This is a genomic window from Cobetia sp. L2A1, assembly GCF_009796845.1.
GTDB lineage: Bacteria > Pseudomonadota > Gammaproteobacteria > Pseudomonadales > Halomonadaceae > Cobetia.
The window spans coordinates 3746989-3762588 of sequence record NZ_CP047025.1 but is presented as its reverse complement, the minus strand read 5'-3'; the positions used below and the strand labels follow the sequence as shown (position 1 = coordinate 3762588).

14 protein-coding genes are annotated in these 15600 nt (G+C 58.8%); 7 read left to right on the top strand and 7 right to left on the bottom strand.

The window, feature by feature from the left end; translation table 11 throughout:
• The first annotated feature begins 2 nt into the window (after positions 1-2).
• On the top strand, positions 3-983 hold the full coding sequence (locus GQR90_RS15955; RefSeq protein ID WP_158774960.1) for a hypothetical protein: 981 nt from the start codon (positions 3-5) through the stop codon (positions 981-983).
• Positions 980-1474: a GNAT family N-acetyltransferase gene (locus GQR90_RS15950; RefSeq protein WP_158774959.1), complete on the top strand. Its 495-nt coding sequence runs from the start codon at positions 980-982 to the stop codon at positions 1472-1474. Before GQR90_RS15955 ends, GQR90_RS15950 begins: the two co-directional genes overlap by 4 nt.
• A gap of 132 nt (positions 1475-1606) precedes the next feature.
• Here the strand turns inward: GQR90_RS15950 and zapB are convergent, their stop codons facing one another.
• Positions 1607-1861: a cell division protein ZapB gene (gene zapB, locus GQR90_RS15945; RefSeq protein ID WP_158774958.1), complete on the bottom strand. Its 255-nt coding sequence runs from the start codon at positions 1859-1861 to the stop codon at positions 1607-1609.
• 229 nt (positions 1862-2090) lie between these two features.
• Positions 2091-2765: a 16S rRNA (guanine(966)-N(2))-methyltransferase RsmD gene (gene rsmD / locus GQR90_RS15940; protein ID WP_158774957.1), complete on the bottom strand. Its 675-nt coding sequence runs from the start codon at positions 2763-2765 to the stop codon at positions 2091-2093.
• A gap of 526 nt (positions 2766-3291) precedes the next feature.
• Here rsmD and ftsY point away from each other — a divergent pair.
• From ftsY to GQR90_RS15915, 5 genes are all read left to right on the top strand, one after another.
• Positions 3292-4716 (top strand): signal recognition particle-docking protein FtsY, encoded by a 1425-nt coding sequence (gene ftsY, locus GQR90_RS15935; RefSeq protein ID WP_442778553.1) that lies wholly within the window; start codon positions 3292-3294, stop codon positions 4714-4716.
• Entirely contained in the window at positions 4713-5381 is a 669-nt protein-coding gene (gene ftsE, locus GQR90_RS15930) for a cell division ATP-binding protein FtsE (protein ID WP_158774955.1), read from the top strand. Before ftsY ends, ftsE begins: the two co-directional genes overlap by 4 nt.
• A complete protein-coding gene (gene ftsX, locus GQR90_RS15925) occupies positions 5378-6412 on the top strand; it encodes a permease-like cell division protein FtsX (protein WP_158774954.1) in 1035 nt (344 codons plus the stop codon). Before ftsE ends, ftsX begins: the two co-directional genes overlap by 4 nt.
• A gap of 246 nt (positions 6413-6658) precedes the next feature.
• Positions 6659-7534 carry an RNA polymerase sigma factor RpoH gene (gene rpoH / locus GQR90_RS15920; protein WP_158774953.1) on the top strand — a complete coding sequence of 292 codons (876 nt, stop codon included), beginning with the start codon at positions 6659-6661 and terminating at the stop codon, positions 7532-7534.
• 175 nt (positions 7535-7709) lie between these two features.
• Positions 7710-10340: a putative bifunctional diguanylate cyclase/phosphodiesterase gene (locus GQR90_RS15915; RefSeq protein ID WP_158774952.1), complete on the top strand. Its 2631-nt coding sequence runs from the start codon at positions 7710-7712 to the stop codon at positions 10338-10340.
• A gap of 149 nt (positions 10341-10489) precedes the next feature.
• Here the strand turns inward: GQR90_RS15915 and slmA are convergent, their stop codons facing one another.
• The 5 genes from slmA to coaBC all read right to left on the bottom strand — a co-directional run bounded on the left by slmA (position 10490) and on the right by coaBC (position 15599).
• On the bottom strand, positions 10490-11107 hold the full coding sequence (gene slmA, locus GQR90_RS15910; RefSeq protein WP_024951218.1) for a nucleoid occlusion factor SlmA: 618 nt from the start codon (positions 11105-11107) through the stop codon (positions 10490-10492).
• A 114-nt stretch (positions 11108-11221) separates the two neighbouring features.
• Entirely contained in the window at positions 11222-12139 is a 918-nt protein-coding gene (gene argB / locus GQR90_RS15905; RefSeq protein ID WP_158774951.1) for an acetylglutamate kinase, read from the bottom strand.
• Positions 12140-12317: 178 nt separating this feature from the next.
• Positions 12318-13700: a phosphomannomutase/phosphoglucomutase gene (locus GQR90_RS15900; RefSeq protein ID WP_158774950.1), complete on the bottom strand. Its 1383-nt coding sequence runs from the start codon at positions 13698-13700 to the stop codon at positions 12318-12320.
• Positions 13701-13784: 84 nt separating this feature from the next.
• Positions 13785-14243 carry a dUTP diphosphatase gene (dut, locus tag GQR90_RS15895; RefSeq protein ID WP_158774949.1) on the bottom strand — a complete coding sequence of 153 codons (459 nt, stop codon included), beginning with the start codon at positions 14241-14243 and terminating at the stop codon, positions 13785-13787.
• Between the two features lie 57 nt (positions 14244-14300).
• Entirely contained in the window at positions 14301-15599 is a 1299-nt protein-coding gene (coaBC, locus tag GQR90_RS15890; protein ID WP_158774948.1) for a bifunctional phosphopantothenoylcysteine decarboxylase/phosphopantothenate--cysteine ligase CoaBC, read from the bottom strand.
• Between the last annotated feature and the right edge of the window lies 1 nt (position 15600).

Genomic DNA, 15600 nt, shown 5'->3' with positions numbered 1-15600 from the left:
CCATGACCTCTGAACCGCAACGCCTGCAATATCTGGACGCGATGGGGCTGACCGCTTGGGTTGGTCGTTACCAGCTGCCCAATGCGCTGCCCACCGCGGCATGCGAATGGCCTGAGCTGATCACGCATGAGGCTGTAGCGCCACAGGCGCGCTTGCACGCTCTGATTGATGAGGCGCCGCGTCCGGCGGCACATCAGACGGCTCCCTTGGCTGTTCGTGCGCCGGAGGCTACCACTCGCCCTGCGGGTCCGCCGCCATCGCAGAACGCGCGTGCGCTACTGGGCATGGCAGACTCTGTGCAGCAGCCGAAAACGCCAGCAGCCCAGGCGCCGTCGGCCTTGTCATCTTCCGCTTCGTCAGTCTCGCTGCCAGTGGAGCAAGGCAGTACCGCTTCTTGGGGCACACCGCCTGAAAAGATGTCAACGCCTGCCGAGATGACTGACGAAGCGGCTGTTACGCCGCCACCGGCTGATCAGCCTCCATTGCGCTTCAGTCTGCAGATCGCTGCACTTGACGGTCGCTGGCTGGTACTGCTCCCGGGTGATGAGGCGCCGCATCTGCAAGGCGAGGCACTCTTGAAAGCGCTATGGCGCGCGGCAGGTATCACTGAGTCACGTAAGCTCACGTTCAGTCGCTTCCGCTGGCCCTTGTTGCCAAACCTCAAGGCCAGTGCTCCGTTGGAAGAAGCTCAGGAAGGGCTGCGGGCTTTCCTTGCTGGGCCAGCGCGGCGTGAGTGGCAGCCGGAACGCGTACTTGTCTTTGGCAACGATGAGACAAGCAAGGCACTCTGCAAGGTATTGGATATCACGTCATCGATGAATGGCACAGGTGAGTCACGCCTGCTGAACCTGCCTATCTGGCACGGGCCATCGCTGGCGGCGCTCGCACATTCCAGTGAAGCCAAGCGTGCACTATGGCCACTGCTGGTTCGCTGGGGACGTGGCTGGAAAAGTGAGAGTGCCACGTCGGGCGATTCAGCATGAGTAAGGTGTCGGGGGGGCTACGCGAGCTGGCGCACGATGATGCCACTCTGACTGCTCTGCTCGTCATTGATGCGGGTCAGCCACACGGTCTGAGCAAGTGCCAGCTGGTGGGGGTGCTTAGCGATACCACTCGATGTGTACTGGGGTGGTACCTACCGGCGATGAATCGGCAGCCTGAACGCCTGGCGGGTTTCGTGGTGGTGGCGCGTGGCCCTTTCGAGGCAGAAATCGAGGCGATCACCGTCCACGCTGAGTTGCGCGGGCAGGGCATCGGACAGTTGCTGCTGCAAGGGGCACTTGCGCGTGCGGGTGATTGGCATCGAGAGAGAGGGCTTGAGCGATTGTTGCTGGAAGTACGCGCGGGGAATCTTCCGGCGCGGGCGCTCTATGCTCGCGCCGGATTCTGTGAAGACGGTATTCGCAAACGCTATTACCCTGCCGCTGACGGGGCGCGTGAAGATGCCGTGCTGATGTCCTGTCCGCTCGGCTGACTCGACGACCGTACCTTGCGTACCAGTACAAACAACAATGCCCCCGGCAGTCTCCTGTCGGGGGCATTGTTGTTTCCAGGGCACTGAAATATCAGATGTTCTGACGCTTCATCGCTTCAGGTGCCCTGAACCTCAGACGTCTTGGGTTTCGGTTTCACTGAAACGTGCCACCAGAGATTCCAGACGGCCAGCCCACTGATCACGCTCCTCTTGCAAGCGAGTGTTGGCTTGACGTAGTTGCTCAAGCTCTTCGCCCTGACCATTCTTGGCCTCGCTCAGACGCTGGTTCTCTTCCTTGAGTTCATCAACTTCCATCTTCAGCATTTCGATGGTGTCGATGGCCTGGCCGACTTTCTGCTCAAGTTGGGTAAAGAGTTCGGTGCTCATGCTATCTCCTTGTCGGGCCACTTTGGCGGCTCGAGGATGTTCGTTAAGGGCGGTAAACGTATGCGGTGAATGCTGGTGCGATGAAGATCAGCCACTCCGGAAGTCCTTGCCGGACGGCACAGCGATACCCGCCTGCAGGCAGACTACGACGCCGCTTGGGTCGACACAAGAGCGAAAGCCGCACGGCGACGGCTTTCGCTGCCATCCGACGGGCTATTCTCTCCATGGCTCAGGCTGGCGGATAGCGCTGATATAGGCGCCCATGGCTATCGCCGGCACGGCTTTCACGATGCAATTGCCAGTTGGCGGGTACAGTTGGCTCGAGGCCTGACTCGACTTCCAGATAGATCATGGCGTCATCGCTGAGCCAGTGCCGAGCTTCTAGCAAGGCGCAGCTGGATGCCGCGAGATCGAGACGGAAGGGCGGGTCGAGCAGTACCAGGTCCATGCCTCCTTGTGGTGGCTGGACTGTCTCAAGCCAATGCATCACCTCTGCGCTCGATACACTGGCGGGCAGTGTTGTATCGCCGGCCAGTGTGTCGATATTCGCCTGGAGTGCACGTGCCACACGGTTCTCGCGCTCGACGAAGGTGACATGTGCTGCTTCGCGGGACAATGCTTCAAGCCCCAGAGCGCCACTTCCTGCAAACAGATCGAGCACGCGAGCGTCTGCGACATGCGCGCCGAGCCAGTTATATAGTGTCTCGCGAACACGGTCCGGCGTCGGGCGCAGCCCCGGCGCATCGATCACGGTCAACAGTCGACGCTTGAAGCGCCCGCCGATGATGCGTAGGCGCCCGGCACCACCGGTCGTCTGACCCCGCTGACCACGATGCTCGCCGCTACGTGAGGTCGCTGAGGATTTGCCCCGAGCGGGGCCTTGGGAAGATGCGCGTTTATTCATGCCGCGAGTCTAGCATGTGCGACGCCGGATGCCGCGCGGTGCGTACCTTCAGCCCCGAAGGGATGGTAGGATGAGGCCACTTTCACGGGTTCAGGACTGTCTCGCCATGTTCGGTTTTTTCAAGCGCAAGAAACATAAGGCTCAGGAGCAGAACGCCTCTGAGCAGCAGGCTCTCGAGCAACAGGCTCTTGAACAGACGCAGCAGACCTCTGCACCGGCTGACGAGCCAGCCAGCCAGGCTGAAGCAGATCGCATTGCTGCCGAGCAGGCCAGCCAAGCTGAAGCAGATCACATCGCGGCCGAGCAGGCTGCCAAGGCTGAAGCAGAGCACATCGCGGCCGAGCAGGCCGCCAAGGCTGAAGCAGATCGCATCGCGGCCGAGCAGACTGCCCAGGCTGAAGCAGACCGCATCGCTGTCGAGCAGGCTGCCAAGGCTGAAGCAGATCGCATCGCTGCCGAACAGGCTGCCAAGGTTGAAGCAGATCGCATCGCGGCCGAGCAGGCTGCCACGGCTGAAGCAGATCGCATCGCTGCCGAACAGGCTGCCAGGGCTGAAGCAGATCGCATCGCTGCCGAGCAGGCTGCCAGGGCTGAAGCAGATCGCATCGCTGTCGAGCAGGCCGCCAAGGCTGAAGCAGAAAGAGTTGCGGCTGAAAAGGCAGCCGAGACCCAAGCACAAGCCATTGCGACAGAAGTCGCTGCAGCCGCACGTGTAGAAGACGCTCGGGTTGCCGCACGACAGGAAGAAGAGCGCATTGCTGAAGCGCGTGCTGCAGCCGAGTTTGCGGCCATCGAGGAAGAAGAGAGGGCGGCGCTAGAACAGGCCCGTCAGGAAGCGGAAGTGCGTGCTGCTGAAAGCTCTCGTACCGCTGAAGGCTCTCGTACCGCTGAAGGCTCCGTCCTCTCTATCCACGAGGAGCAGGACGCTGATACATCGGCCAGCGCCTCGGAAGATGAGCGGGATACTGCTCGCGATGGCCGCGAGAAGCCGCGCCGTGGTTTCTTCGCTCGCATCAAGGCAGGGCTTGGCAAGACGCGCGCCAATCTTACCGAGGGTGTCGCGAGCCTCTTCCTTGGCAAGAAGCAGATTGACGATGAGCTGATGGAGGATCTCGAGACGCAACTGCTGATGGCAGATGTGGGCATTGAGGCAACTACCGAGATCATCGACAACCTGACGGCCCGTATCTCCCGCAAGGAGTTGAAGGAGCCGCAGGCACTTTATGAGGCATTGCAGGAAGAACTGCGTGTGATGCTGGCTCCCGTCGCGCGTGATATCGAGCTACCGCCCAAGGGCAGTGGTCCCTTCGTGATCCTGATGATTGGTGTCAATGGTGTCGGCAAGACCACCACCATCGGCAAGCTGGCCAAGCGTTATCAGAGTCAGGGGCGTAGCGTGATGCTGGCGGCGGGCGACACCTTCCGTGCTGCCGCGGTCGAGCAGCTCAAGGTCTGGGGTGAGCGTAACAAGGTACCGGTCATCGCTCAGCACACGGGGGCGGATAGTGCTTCTGTCATCTATGACGCACTGGAAGCCGCCAAGGCACGTAATATCGATATCCTGATTGCCGATACTGCGGGTCGTCTGCACAACAAGAGCCATCTGATGGAAGAGCTCAAGAAGGTACAGCGCGTGATGGCCAAGCTGGACGCTGCTGCACCGCATGAAGTGATGCTGGTATTGGATGCGGGTACCGGTCAGAACGCACTGGCGCAAGCGTCTACCTTCCATGAGGCCGTAAACATTACTGGCCTGACGCTGACCAAGCTCGACGGTACTGCAAAGGGTGGCATCATCTTTGCGCTGGCCAAGCAGCTCAATCTGCCGATTCGTTACATCGGTGTCGGTGAAGGAGTGGATGATCTGCGCCCCTTCGCCGCCGATGATTTCGTCAACGCACTGTTTGCCCGTAGCGGGGAAGAGGTCGACGAGGAGCAGCGCGAGGCATGATCGCATTCGAGCATGTAGGCAAGCGCTATGGTGGGCGTTTTGATGCACTGGCTGGGCTCGACTTCAACGTCGAGCGTGGTGAGATGGTCTTTCTTACCGGGCATTCCGGTGCAGGGAAAAGCTCTCTGCTCAAGCTGATCATGCTCCTTGAGCGGCCCTCGCGCGGACGAATCATGGTGGCCGGGCATGACATTGGCCGGCTGCATGCCTCTCAGGTACCGTATTACCGTCGCCAGATTGGCGTGGTCTTCCAGGACCATCAGCTGCTCAGTGATCGCAATATCTTTCATAACGTGGCTCTGCCACTCATGATCCAGGGCTTCACGCCACGCGAACAGGCGCGGCGCGTGCGTGCTGCGCTCGATAAGGTGGGCCTGCTTCATCGAGAAAAGGCACTGCCGATTGAACTGTCCGGTGGTGAGCAGCAACGAGTAGGCATTGCGCGGGCAGTGGTCAACAAGCCTGCGTTACTACTGGCTGATGAACCTACTGGCAACCTTGATCCGGCGTTATCTGCCGATATCATGCGCCTGTTCGAGGATTTTAATCGTATCGGCACTACGGTGATGATTGCCAGCCATGATCTGGCGCTGATTGCAGGCCTTCATCATCGTACGCTTGAACTCTCCGATGGCCGCCTGATTGCTGATAAGGATGCCCGATGAGCTCCACTCGTCCCCCATCGCGGCCTCGCAAGTCGCTCCCTGAATCGACTGATACCGACGATGCTGCCGAGCGTCGCGCGCGTAAGGGTGCGCGTTCCAGTCGTGTCTCCATCGAAAGCCGTTATCGCAGTTGGTTACGTCATCACAGTGCCATGGCACGTGATAGCGCTCGCCGACTGTTGGTTACGCCGATTGCCAGTTTGCTGACCATGCTGGCGATCGCGATCGCACTGACGTTGCCGGCAGCGTTGTGGCTGGCGCTGGATAGTGCGCGATTGCTGGACAATGAGCTTAATGATAGTGCCCAGCTCACGTTGTATCTCAAGACGTCTGTCGGTGAGCGTCAGGCGCTGGATCTGGCAGATAGGTTACGAGATGAGCAAGGCATCGGCGGTGTACGTCTGATCACTGCGGCTGAAGGTATGGAAGAGTTTGCCCAGGCACTGGATCTCAAGCGTTCCTTGAGTCTGCTGGATAATAATCCACTCCCTGCCAGCATCATGATTACGCCGATCGATACGACACCTGAGTCCGTACGCCAGCTCGCCAGTCGACTTGAGCACGAGCCGGGCATCGAGAGTGCGCGACTCGATCTGGCCTGGTTGGAGCGTTTACGCCAACTAGGTGAGCTGGGTCAAAAAGTGACGCTGGGATTGGCAGTATTATTTGGGCTTGGCGTTCTGCTAGTGGTGGGCAATACCATTCGCCTATCCGTAGAGAGCCGCCGACAGGAAATTGAAGTGGTGACACTGATTGGAGCGACGCACGCCTTTGTGCGACGGCCATTCTTGTACAGCGGTGCTTGGTACGGGCTGGGGGGAGGATTGCTGGCTTGTGGCATTCTGGCACTGGGCGGCAACTGGCTAGTCGCTCCGGTCTCTGCTCTTGTACAAAGCTATGGTGGCCACTATATGTTGCCTTCACTGGGGGCAGCGGGCAGTGCCTCGTTACTGTTTTCGAGTACAATGCTGGGTTGGATCGGTGCCTGGTTTGCGGTGGGGCGTCATCTCGCCAGCATATCTCCGCGCTGATTTTGGGTGGTTAGCTGTTGATGTCGTCATAAAGGCAGACACTGATTACGCTCCGGCAACATGTTGCCGGGCAGCAGTGAAGGTGGAGTGGGCAATTAAACGATATTCCCACTCTTCGGTGTTACGTCGTGAAACGTGTCATGACATTTATACACGTCATGTACAGCCCTTGACGGGAACCTGTTGTTACCTTCACAGTCTTACTACTTGCATGCGTGAACTAGGCAACCATGGAGACCCTGTATTATGAGCACCAGTCTTCAGCCACTTGGCCATCTGTCACCGGGTCAAGATCTAAACGGCTATATTCAGTCGGTGAATCGTATCGCTGTGCTTACTGCGGAAGAAGAGCATGAGCTAGCGTTACGACTGCATGAAGATAATCATCTGGAATCAGCGCGCCGCCTCGTCATGTCGCACCTGCGTTTCGTCGTGCATATCGCACGCAGTTATAGCGGTTATGGCCTGCAGCAGGCAGATCTGATCCAGGAAGGCAATGTTGGCCTGATGAAAGCGGTCAAGCGTTTTGACCCTCATCAGGGGGTTCGTCTGGTCTCCTTTGCTGTGCATTGGATCAAGGCCGAAATCCATGAGTTCGTGTTGCGTAACTGGCGTATCGTCAAGGTCGCGACCACCAAGGCTCAGCGCAAATTGTTCTTTAACTTGCGTGGTGCCAAGAAGCGTCTGGGATGGTTGAACAACGACGAGGTGGACGCGATCGCGAGTGACCTCGATGTCAAACCTACGGTAGTGCGCGAGATGGAAAGCCGTCTCTCGGCACACGATGCCGGGTTTGATGCAGGTCCCAGCGATGATGAAAGTTCTGCTTATCAGGCGCCGGCCAATTATCTCGAGGATCATAGTCTTGATCCGGCCGCCCGGGTTGAGCAGCAAGACATGGAGAATGACTCCCATGGCCGCTTGCTGAAAGCGCTGGCTGCACTGGATGAGCGCTCACGCGATATTCTCCAGCAACGCTGGTTGAGTGATAACAAGTCCACGCTGCATGAGCTTGCGGATATCTATGGCGTGTCTGCCGAGCGTATTCGTCAGCTTGAGAAAAATGCCATGAAGAAGCTGCGTGAATGGATGGGGGATATGAGTGAAGGTTTCGCGGCCTAAATTCACCTTTTGTTCTTAACGCTGTCATGAAAGAAGCCCCGCCGAGATTCTCGGTGGGGCTTCTTAGTTGAGGCAAAGTAGATGTTGGTACTTCTGTAGTTAGCAGTTGAACAGTGCAACATAATGTTTCATTCTGTCACATTGCGACATATATCATTTTATTGATGGTGGCCCTGTGGACCCGACTACTCGCCGTGACGGTGGCACACATTCGCTCTGGCGGATTTTTGGAATCAATGCCGCCTTGCTGGTGGTGCTGGGGGGGCTTTATCTGGCCAGCCAATGGTTTGATGTGCGCGAGCAGGAAATGCGCAGGCTAGAAACCCTGGATACTCAGCTGCATATCTCTACCGAGCAGCTGATCTCGGATGTCGCTCGCGAGATGTTGGTGCTGGAACGCGTGCTGCGTGGAGAGACTGATGAGCAATGGCGTGGCTCGCTTGATAGTGCACTGGGACGGCACCCCGCGCTAGTGTCCTTGATGGTGGTGCCCTTCGCTGATTACCGCGGAAGCAGCCTGCATCAGATTGGCGTCGGGCGCAGCTGCAGTTGGCAGCTTTCTCAGGCCGAGGCGCAAGCATTGCCCGGTCGTAGCAGCTTGCTGTTTGGGTCGGCGCTGCCGCTGGCTTCCGGGCAGCCAGGCATACCGTTTTATCGGCATATGAAGATCGATGGTATGTCATGGCTGATCGTCGGCTGCCTGGACTTCGCCGAGTCTCGTAGTCTGTTGGCCAATCCCGGTGCTGATCACGGGCAGCGGTTACGCTTGTTTTCTACCAACGGCTTGCTGTTGTTTTCCAGCCCTCAAGAGCATGCGCTTGGTGTAGCCGGAAAGCTCCCGCTGTCTTCGCTTGCCAATATGGGCAAGTACATCTCTGAGCGCGGTGTGCGTCGTTATCATGTGCCGGGGTTTGATGGGCAGGCGCGGATGGCGGCGGGCAGCTATATCGCCCCATTGAAACTGTTCAGCGTGGTGAGTCAGCCAGTGTCCACTCTATGGTGGTTCTGGTGGCAGCGTACCTGGTTCGGTCTATTGTTGGGCGGTATCTTCCTGATGGTTCTCCTCGTTGTCGTGGTGCGTGCTGAACGCCAGCGTAGTGAGCGAGATGATGAGCTTGAGGGAGCGCTGGAATCCATGACGGCGCGCTCGCGCACGCTGGTGACCCTGATGGATAATCTGCCGGGCGTGGTGTACCGCATTGAGGTCAATACCGGTGTACTGACGTTTATCAGTAGCGGTGCAGCGGAAATTTTCGGGCGTTCTGCCGAGTCACTGGTGGGCGCTGGGGTCACGCTGTCCGAGCTGATCCATCAAGACGATCGTCAGGCCGTCAGTACGGCGCGTCACTGGGCGATGTGCGCGCAGATGCGCCAGGAGCAGGTGTTCAGAATCATCGCTGACCACGAGCGCTGGGTATTGGAGCGTAGCGTGATGATTGAAGGCGACGACGGAGTGCGCTACTGGGAGGGCTTGTTGCTCGACATCAGCGCCCATAAAGAATCCGAGCGCCAGCTCGACTTTCTCGCACGTCATGACGCCTTGACCGGGCTCCACAATCGTAAGGCCTTCATGGCGGCGGCAAGTGAGAATGTCGCGGTCGGCGGGTTGATGATCTACGCCGATATTGATCGCTTCTCCACCGTCAATGATGGGCTAGGCCACGAGGCCGGCGATCAGCTGCTGGTGTCGATGGGTGAGCGTTTGCGTCGCCTGTTGCCTCCTGGCGGATTGGTGGCGCGGCTTGGGGCTGATGAGTTCGGCCTCTATTTTCCACATGGCAATGAGCATCCGGCGCAGATAGTGGAAGACATTCAGCAGAAGATTGAGCGTCCGTTTACGATTCTGGGGCGGCCGCTGATCATCAGCCTGACGGCAGGGTATGCGCTGGCAGAAGCGGGTGGCGATGCACAGGCGCTGATGTTGAATGCCGATGTTGCGCTTTATCACGCCAAGTCGCGCGGAGATCATGCGTTGTGCTGGGAGTCGTCACTGGACAAGCATGTTGCGTCACGCATGACGTTGGAGCAGGACCTGCGTCAAGCCATCGATCGTGACCAGTTATACCTTCACTACCAGCCACAACTGAATGCCGAGGGTGAGTTGCTGGGTGTCGAGGCGCTGCTGCGCTGGCAGCATCCGGAGCTGGGTATGATCTCTCCCGCGCAATTCATTCCATTGGCAGAGGAAACGGGTCTGATTTTCCGACTCGGACGCTTTGTGCTGGAAGAAGCCTGTGCCCAGATGGTGCGCTGGGAGGATGCGGGACTTCACATGCCGCGTATGGCCGTCAATCTCTCGGCACGTCAGCTGACTTCCGGTTATGAGCATGAGGTGATCAGCGTACTGGAAAGCCAGAATCTCGCACCGACGCGATTGGAGGTTGAGGTGACCGAGACGCTACTGATTCAAGACATGGAAGGCGGGCTTGCTGTATTGAATGCACTGCGTGAACTGGGAGTCAGAGTGGCGCTGGATGATTTCGGGCAAGGTTATTCCTCGCTCTCCTATCTTTCATCGTTACCGCTGGATGTGCTCAAGGTAGATCGAAGTTTCGTCATGAAGATGGATGCGGTTGTGGAGGCCGGCAGTGACAGTCGTTGCCCCAATCATCAGGCGACTCAGCTGCTAGGGGCCATCATCAGCCTGGGTCATTCGCTGGGGCATGAGATTGTGGCAGAGGGTGTCGAGACTGAGGCGCAGCTCGAAGGTCTGAAGCGTCTGGGCTGTGATTCCTATCAGGGCTTCTTGCTGGCGCGACCGATGTCAGCGGAAGCCATTGTCGAGCGTTACGCGACACCGAACTGACATGCCACTTCATGACTGATACTGGCGCGCGTCTTGGATGCATGTTGTAGGGATGATGAGAGCCCTGTCTGAAGAGATGCTCGAGGTAAAAAAGCCCCATCGGCTACTGCCGATGGGGCTTTTTCATGCGTTGTCAGGGGCGGACGCTGTTAAACAGCGATACGTTCCTGACTGCTCAGCAGTAGATCGCGGCTCAGCAGCATCCACTGGTCTTCCCAATGCTCGGTCGGACGTTTGCGATAATCGCTACGCACATACTGACCGATACGGCCTTCTGCACAGGCCAGCAGCAGATTGGCAGCTGCTGTGACAGTGATGGCCGGCCGTAGTCCCTCACGAGGCTCGGCTTCACGCAATACCTGCTTGAGCTGCGTTTCGAGACGCTCGAACAGCTGCGCCATGCGCACGCGGAGGCGTGCCGTCTCACCGGTAAGCGCATCGCCGTTGAGCAATCGGCATAGACCCGGATTCTTCTCGGCAAAGCCCAGCAGCAAGCTCAGGATGTGATGCACCCGAGCATGAGCAGTGTCGTTGTCTTGAAGGATCAGCGCAATACGCTCGAACAGGGTGGTCTCGATGAACTCGATCAGCCCCTCGAACATTCGCGCCTTGCTGGGAAAATGACGATAAAGTGCTGCCTCTGATACGCCGACCTGACGTGCCAGTGCTGCGGTAGTGATGCGTTTGCCGCTGTCCTCTTCCAGCATCAAAGCGAGTGCCTGGAGGATCTGTTCGCGACGTGATTGTTTTGGATTCGCCTGCGTCATGGGATCTTGTCGTTTCTCGCGGCCTGTAGCGATGTGCTATGGGCGGGTCCGTGTCCTGAGGCGTGTTGTGGCTGCCTCGCGCGAAACACTGGGGCATGCCCCAGCTTAGGCTCTTTATGCAGTGCCAGTCTCTGCCTCGGCATTGCTGATCAGCGTGCCAACCCCGGCATTCGTGAAGATTTCCAGCAAGGTGGCATGCGGCACACGACCGTCGATGATGTGCGCACTACGAACGCCTTGTTTCACGGCATCCAGAGCACAGCTGATCTTGGGAAGCATGCCGCCATAGATGGTGCCATCTTCGATGAGCGCATCTACCGCCTCCGTTGTCAGGCCGGTCATCACTTCGCCTTCAGCATTCAAAAGGCCCGCCACGTTGGTCAGCAGCATCAGCTTCTCGGCGCCCAGTGCTTCGGCGACCTTGCCTGCCACGAGGTCAGCATTGATGTTGTAGCTACGACCTTGCGCATCGACACCAATCGGTGCGATGACCGGAATGAAGTCATTGCGCGTCAGCAATTCGATCAGATCAGTAGAGATGTGCTCCACTTCACCAACATGACCAATGTCGATGATTTCAGAAGCATTCATGCCCGGCATATGGCCGCTGACCTTGAGCTGACGTGCACGAATCTGGCTATTGTCCTTGCCGGTCAGGCCGATGGCCTTGCCGCCGCACTGATTGATCAGATTGACGATACCCTTGTTGACCAGGCCGCCGAGTACCATCTCGACTACATCCATTGTCTCGGCATCAGTGACGCGCATGCCATCAACAAAGCGTGATTCGATGTTGAGCTTGGCCAGTAAAGCGCCGATCTGAGGGCCGCCGCCGTGCACGACCACCGGATTGATGCCGACTTCCTTCATCAGCACCATGTCACGTGCAAAGGAGTTGATCAGGGCTTCTTCGGTCATGGCGTTGCCGCCGTACTTGACCACCACAGTCTTGCCGGAGAACTGCTGGATATAAGGCAGGGCTTCGGACAGGACCTCGACCACCTGATGCGGGTCGCGGTTGGCGTGGCTCATCAGCGTATCACTCCACAGAAAATAGGTCCGGAAATTGTCTCCGGAAACTGTCAGCGGACAAGCAGGTGCGGCGCCGGGATCTTCCCATCGCCGCACCTGCTATCCATTCCATCATGTTGCGCTTGCATGCCGCGCATCAGCGCATGCTGGGGCGCTGATACATCGTGTGCTGATCAGATCAGAAGGGGGCCACGATGCTGGGTTCTGCCTGCTTGAGCGCGACACGGAAGCTGTCCTTGATACGCTCGAGCGCTTCCTCTGACTTGCCTTCAAAGCGCAGCACCAGCACCGGCGTGGTGTTGGATGCGCGGCACAGGCCCCAGCCATCGGCGTAGTCGACACGGATGCCGTCGAGAGTGGTCTTGACGCCGTCAGTGCCGAAATCGCCCTCACGTGCAAGACGCTCGACGATAGCGAACTTGGTCTCGTCGGTCACCTCGACATTGATCTCAGGGGTGCCGAGGTCCTGGGGGTAACGATCAAAGAAGGTGTCAGCGTCCACGTCCTGTTTGGCGAGAATTTCCAGCAGACGCGCTGCGCCATAGAGGCCGTCATCAAAGCCGAACCAGCGCTCCTTGAAGAAGATGTGGCCGCTCATCTCACCAGCCAGCGCTGCGCCAGTTTCCTTCATTCGCGCCTTGATGAGAGAGTGACCCGTGCGCCACATTTCCGGCGTGCCACCGGCTTTCTCGATCACGGTGGCCAGATTGCCCGTGCACTTGACGTCAAAGATGATGCGCGCGCCCGGGACGCGTTCGATCAGATCTTCCGACAAGGCCATCATGAGACGATCCGGATACAGGATTTCGCCCTTGGGCGTGACGACGCCCAGGCGATCGCCGTCGCCATCGAAAGCCAGGCCGATGTCAGCACCGGTCTCCTTCACCTTGGCAATCAGGTCCTGGAGGTTTTCCGGCTTGCCCGGATCCGGATGGTGATTCGGGAAGTTGCCGTCGATCTCGTCGAACAGCGCGATGGTGTCAACGCCAAGGCGGCGGATCAGCTCCGGTCCCATTTCGCCCGCTACGCCGTTACCGCAGTCGACCACGGCCTTGAGCGGACGCTTGACGACCACATCACCGGTGATCTGATCCAGGTAGCGCTCACGAACGTCTTCTTCGCGCAGGCTGCCTTCGCCTTGGCTCAGATCATTTTCCGTGAGGCGACGGTACAGATCGGTGATGGCGTCACCAGACAGCGTCTCGCCTGCCAGTACGATCTTCAATCCGTTGTAATTGGCCGGATTGTGGCTGCCTGTCAGCATTACGCCTGAACGAGTGCCTTCCAGAATATGGGTGGCGTAGTAAAGCACCGGCGTCGGCACCATGCCGATGTCGATGACATCGCGACCGGCGTCACGCAGGCCCGCAATCAATGCCTTGGAAAGACGTGGGCCGGAGAGGCGACCGTCACGGGCGACCACGACGGTAGATTCACCGCGCGCGGCAGCTTCGCTACCGATGGACTGCCCAATAGCGCGTACGCCATCTTCTGTAAGGGTTTCATCTACGATCCCACGGATGTCGTAGGCGCGAAAAATTGAAGCGGGTACCTGACTCATGGTGCATCCCTGTCGGTTGAATCAATCATTGAAGCAGCGAGGCCGGCTTGCTGGCCTGTGGTGAATGGCGCGAATGTGTGAGGCTCAGTGGCGACCCGAATGGCCAAAGCCACCCTCGCCGCGCTCACTGGCCTTGAATTCCGTAACCTCAACCAGCTCGGCCTGTACGACAGGTACTAGCACGTACTGTGCCAGTCGCTCGCCGGGTTCTAGTACGAACTCACTGGTGCCGCGGTTCCAGACCGAAATCATCAGCTCGCCCTGGTAGTCGGAATCGATCAAGCCGACCAGATTACCCAGTACGATGCCGTGCTTATGACCCAAGCCGGAGCGCGGGAGGATCATGCCGGCCAGTGCTGGGTCGGCGATGTGAATCGCCAGGCCAGTGCGCACCAGTTCGCAGGCACCGGGTGCCAGTGTCAGCGGCGCATCGAGCAGGGCGCGTAGATCCATCCCGGCACTGCCGGGAGTGGCGTGATGCGGTAACGGATAGTCGCGAACGCGCTCGTCGATAATCTTGAGTTCGAGCCGGGGGCGGGTCATCAAGGTATGTCCTGGTCGTTAATGGTAGCAGGTGAGGTCACCGCGATAGCGTCACACTCAACGTCGCTTTCGGGGGCCGATGTCTGTCTTGCGGTGATGAAGCGTCAGCGCGCGGAGCAATATCTCACGCGCCAGCGCCAATTTTGGGCAGGCATCGATAGCCTGCTGCGCGATCGTATCGTGCTCGTGCCACAGCAATGTGGCGGCATTGGAATCGCTGCCGAAGCCGAGCCCCGGTGTACTGACATCATTGGCCACAATCATGTCCAGGCGCTTGCGCGTCAGCTTGTCGCGAGCGTAGCAGATGACATCGCGCGTTTCGGCAGCAAAGCCCACTACCAGTGGTGATGGTTGTCCGGCCATGCGACGTTCGTGGCTGTGGCTGGCAATGCCAGCGATGATATCGGGGTTGCGCGTCAGCACGACGTGCATCTGCGCTTCGCCAGCTTGCTTCTTGAGCTTATGGGTGGCGATCTCGGCAGGCCGGAAGTCAGCGACGGCGGCGCAACCGATAAAGATGTCACTGTCATCGAGTGCCCCCTCGGCTGCTGTCTGCATCTCGAGTGCAGACTCCACGTCGATACGCTCTACGCCTTCTGGTGTTGGCAGTGCAACAGGGCCGCTGATCAGGCGCACCTTGGCACCCAATGCGATGGCCTCTGTTGCCAGCGCATAGCCCATCTTGCCGGAGCTATGATTGCTCAGGTAGCGGACGGGATCGAGCGCCTCACGAGTCGGGCCTGCCGTGATGGTGACTGTCAGACCTGCAGCGGGCAGTACGTTTCCGGCAGGTGCAAGGGCTGGCAGCTCGTCCATCAAGGTGCTCAGAGCACTGAAGATGGCTTCCGGCTCCAGCATGCGTCCTGCGCCAACATCACCGCAGGCTTGCTCGCCACTGTCAGGACCGAGCAGTGTCCAGCCATCTGACTCAAGCTGGCGGGCATTGCGCTGGGTGGCGGGGTGCGCCCACATGGCCTGATTCATCGCCGGAGCCATCACCCAGCATGCGCTATTGGCCAGGCACAGCGTGGTCAGCAGGTCATCGGCATGGCCGTGGGCCAGCCGCGCCATCAGGTCGGCAGTGGCGGGAGCGATGAGTATGACCTCTGCCCAGCGCGCCAGCTCGATATGCCCCATGCCGGCTTCTGCCTCGGGGTCGAGTAGCGAGGTATGCACGGGATTGCCCGACAGTGCCTGCAGGGTCAGTGGCGTAATAAAGGCCTGGGCTCCCTCCGTCATGGCAACACGCACGTCACAACCGGCCTTTTTCAAAAGACGGGTGAGAATGGCGGCCTTGTAAGCCGCAATGCCACCGCTAATGCCTAGTAGAATATGCCGTCCAGCAAGTGAGTGCATG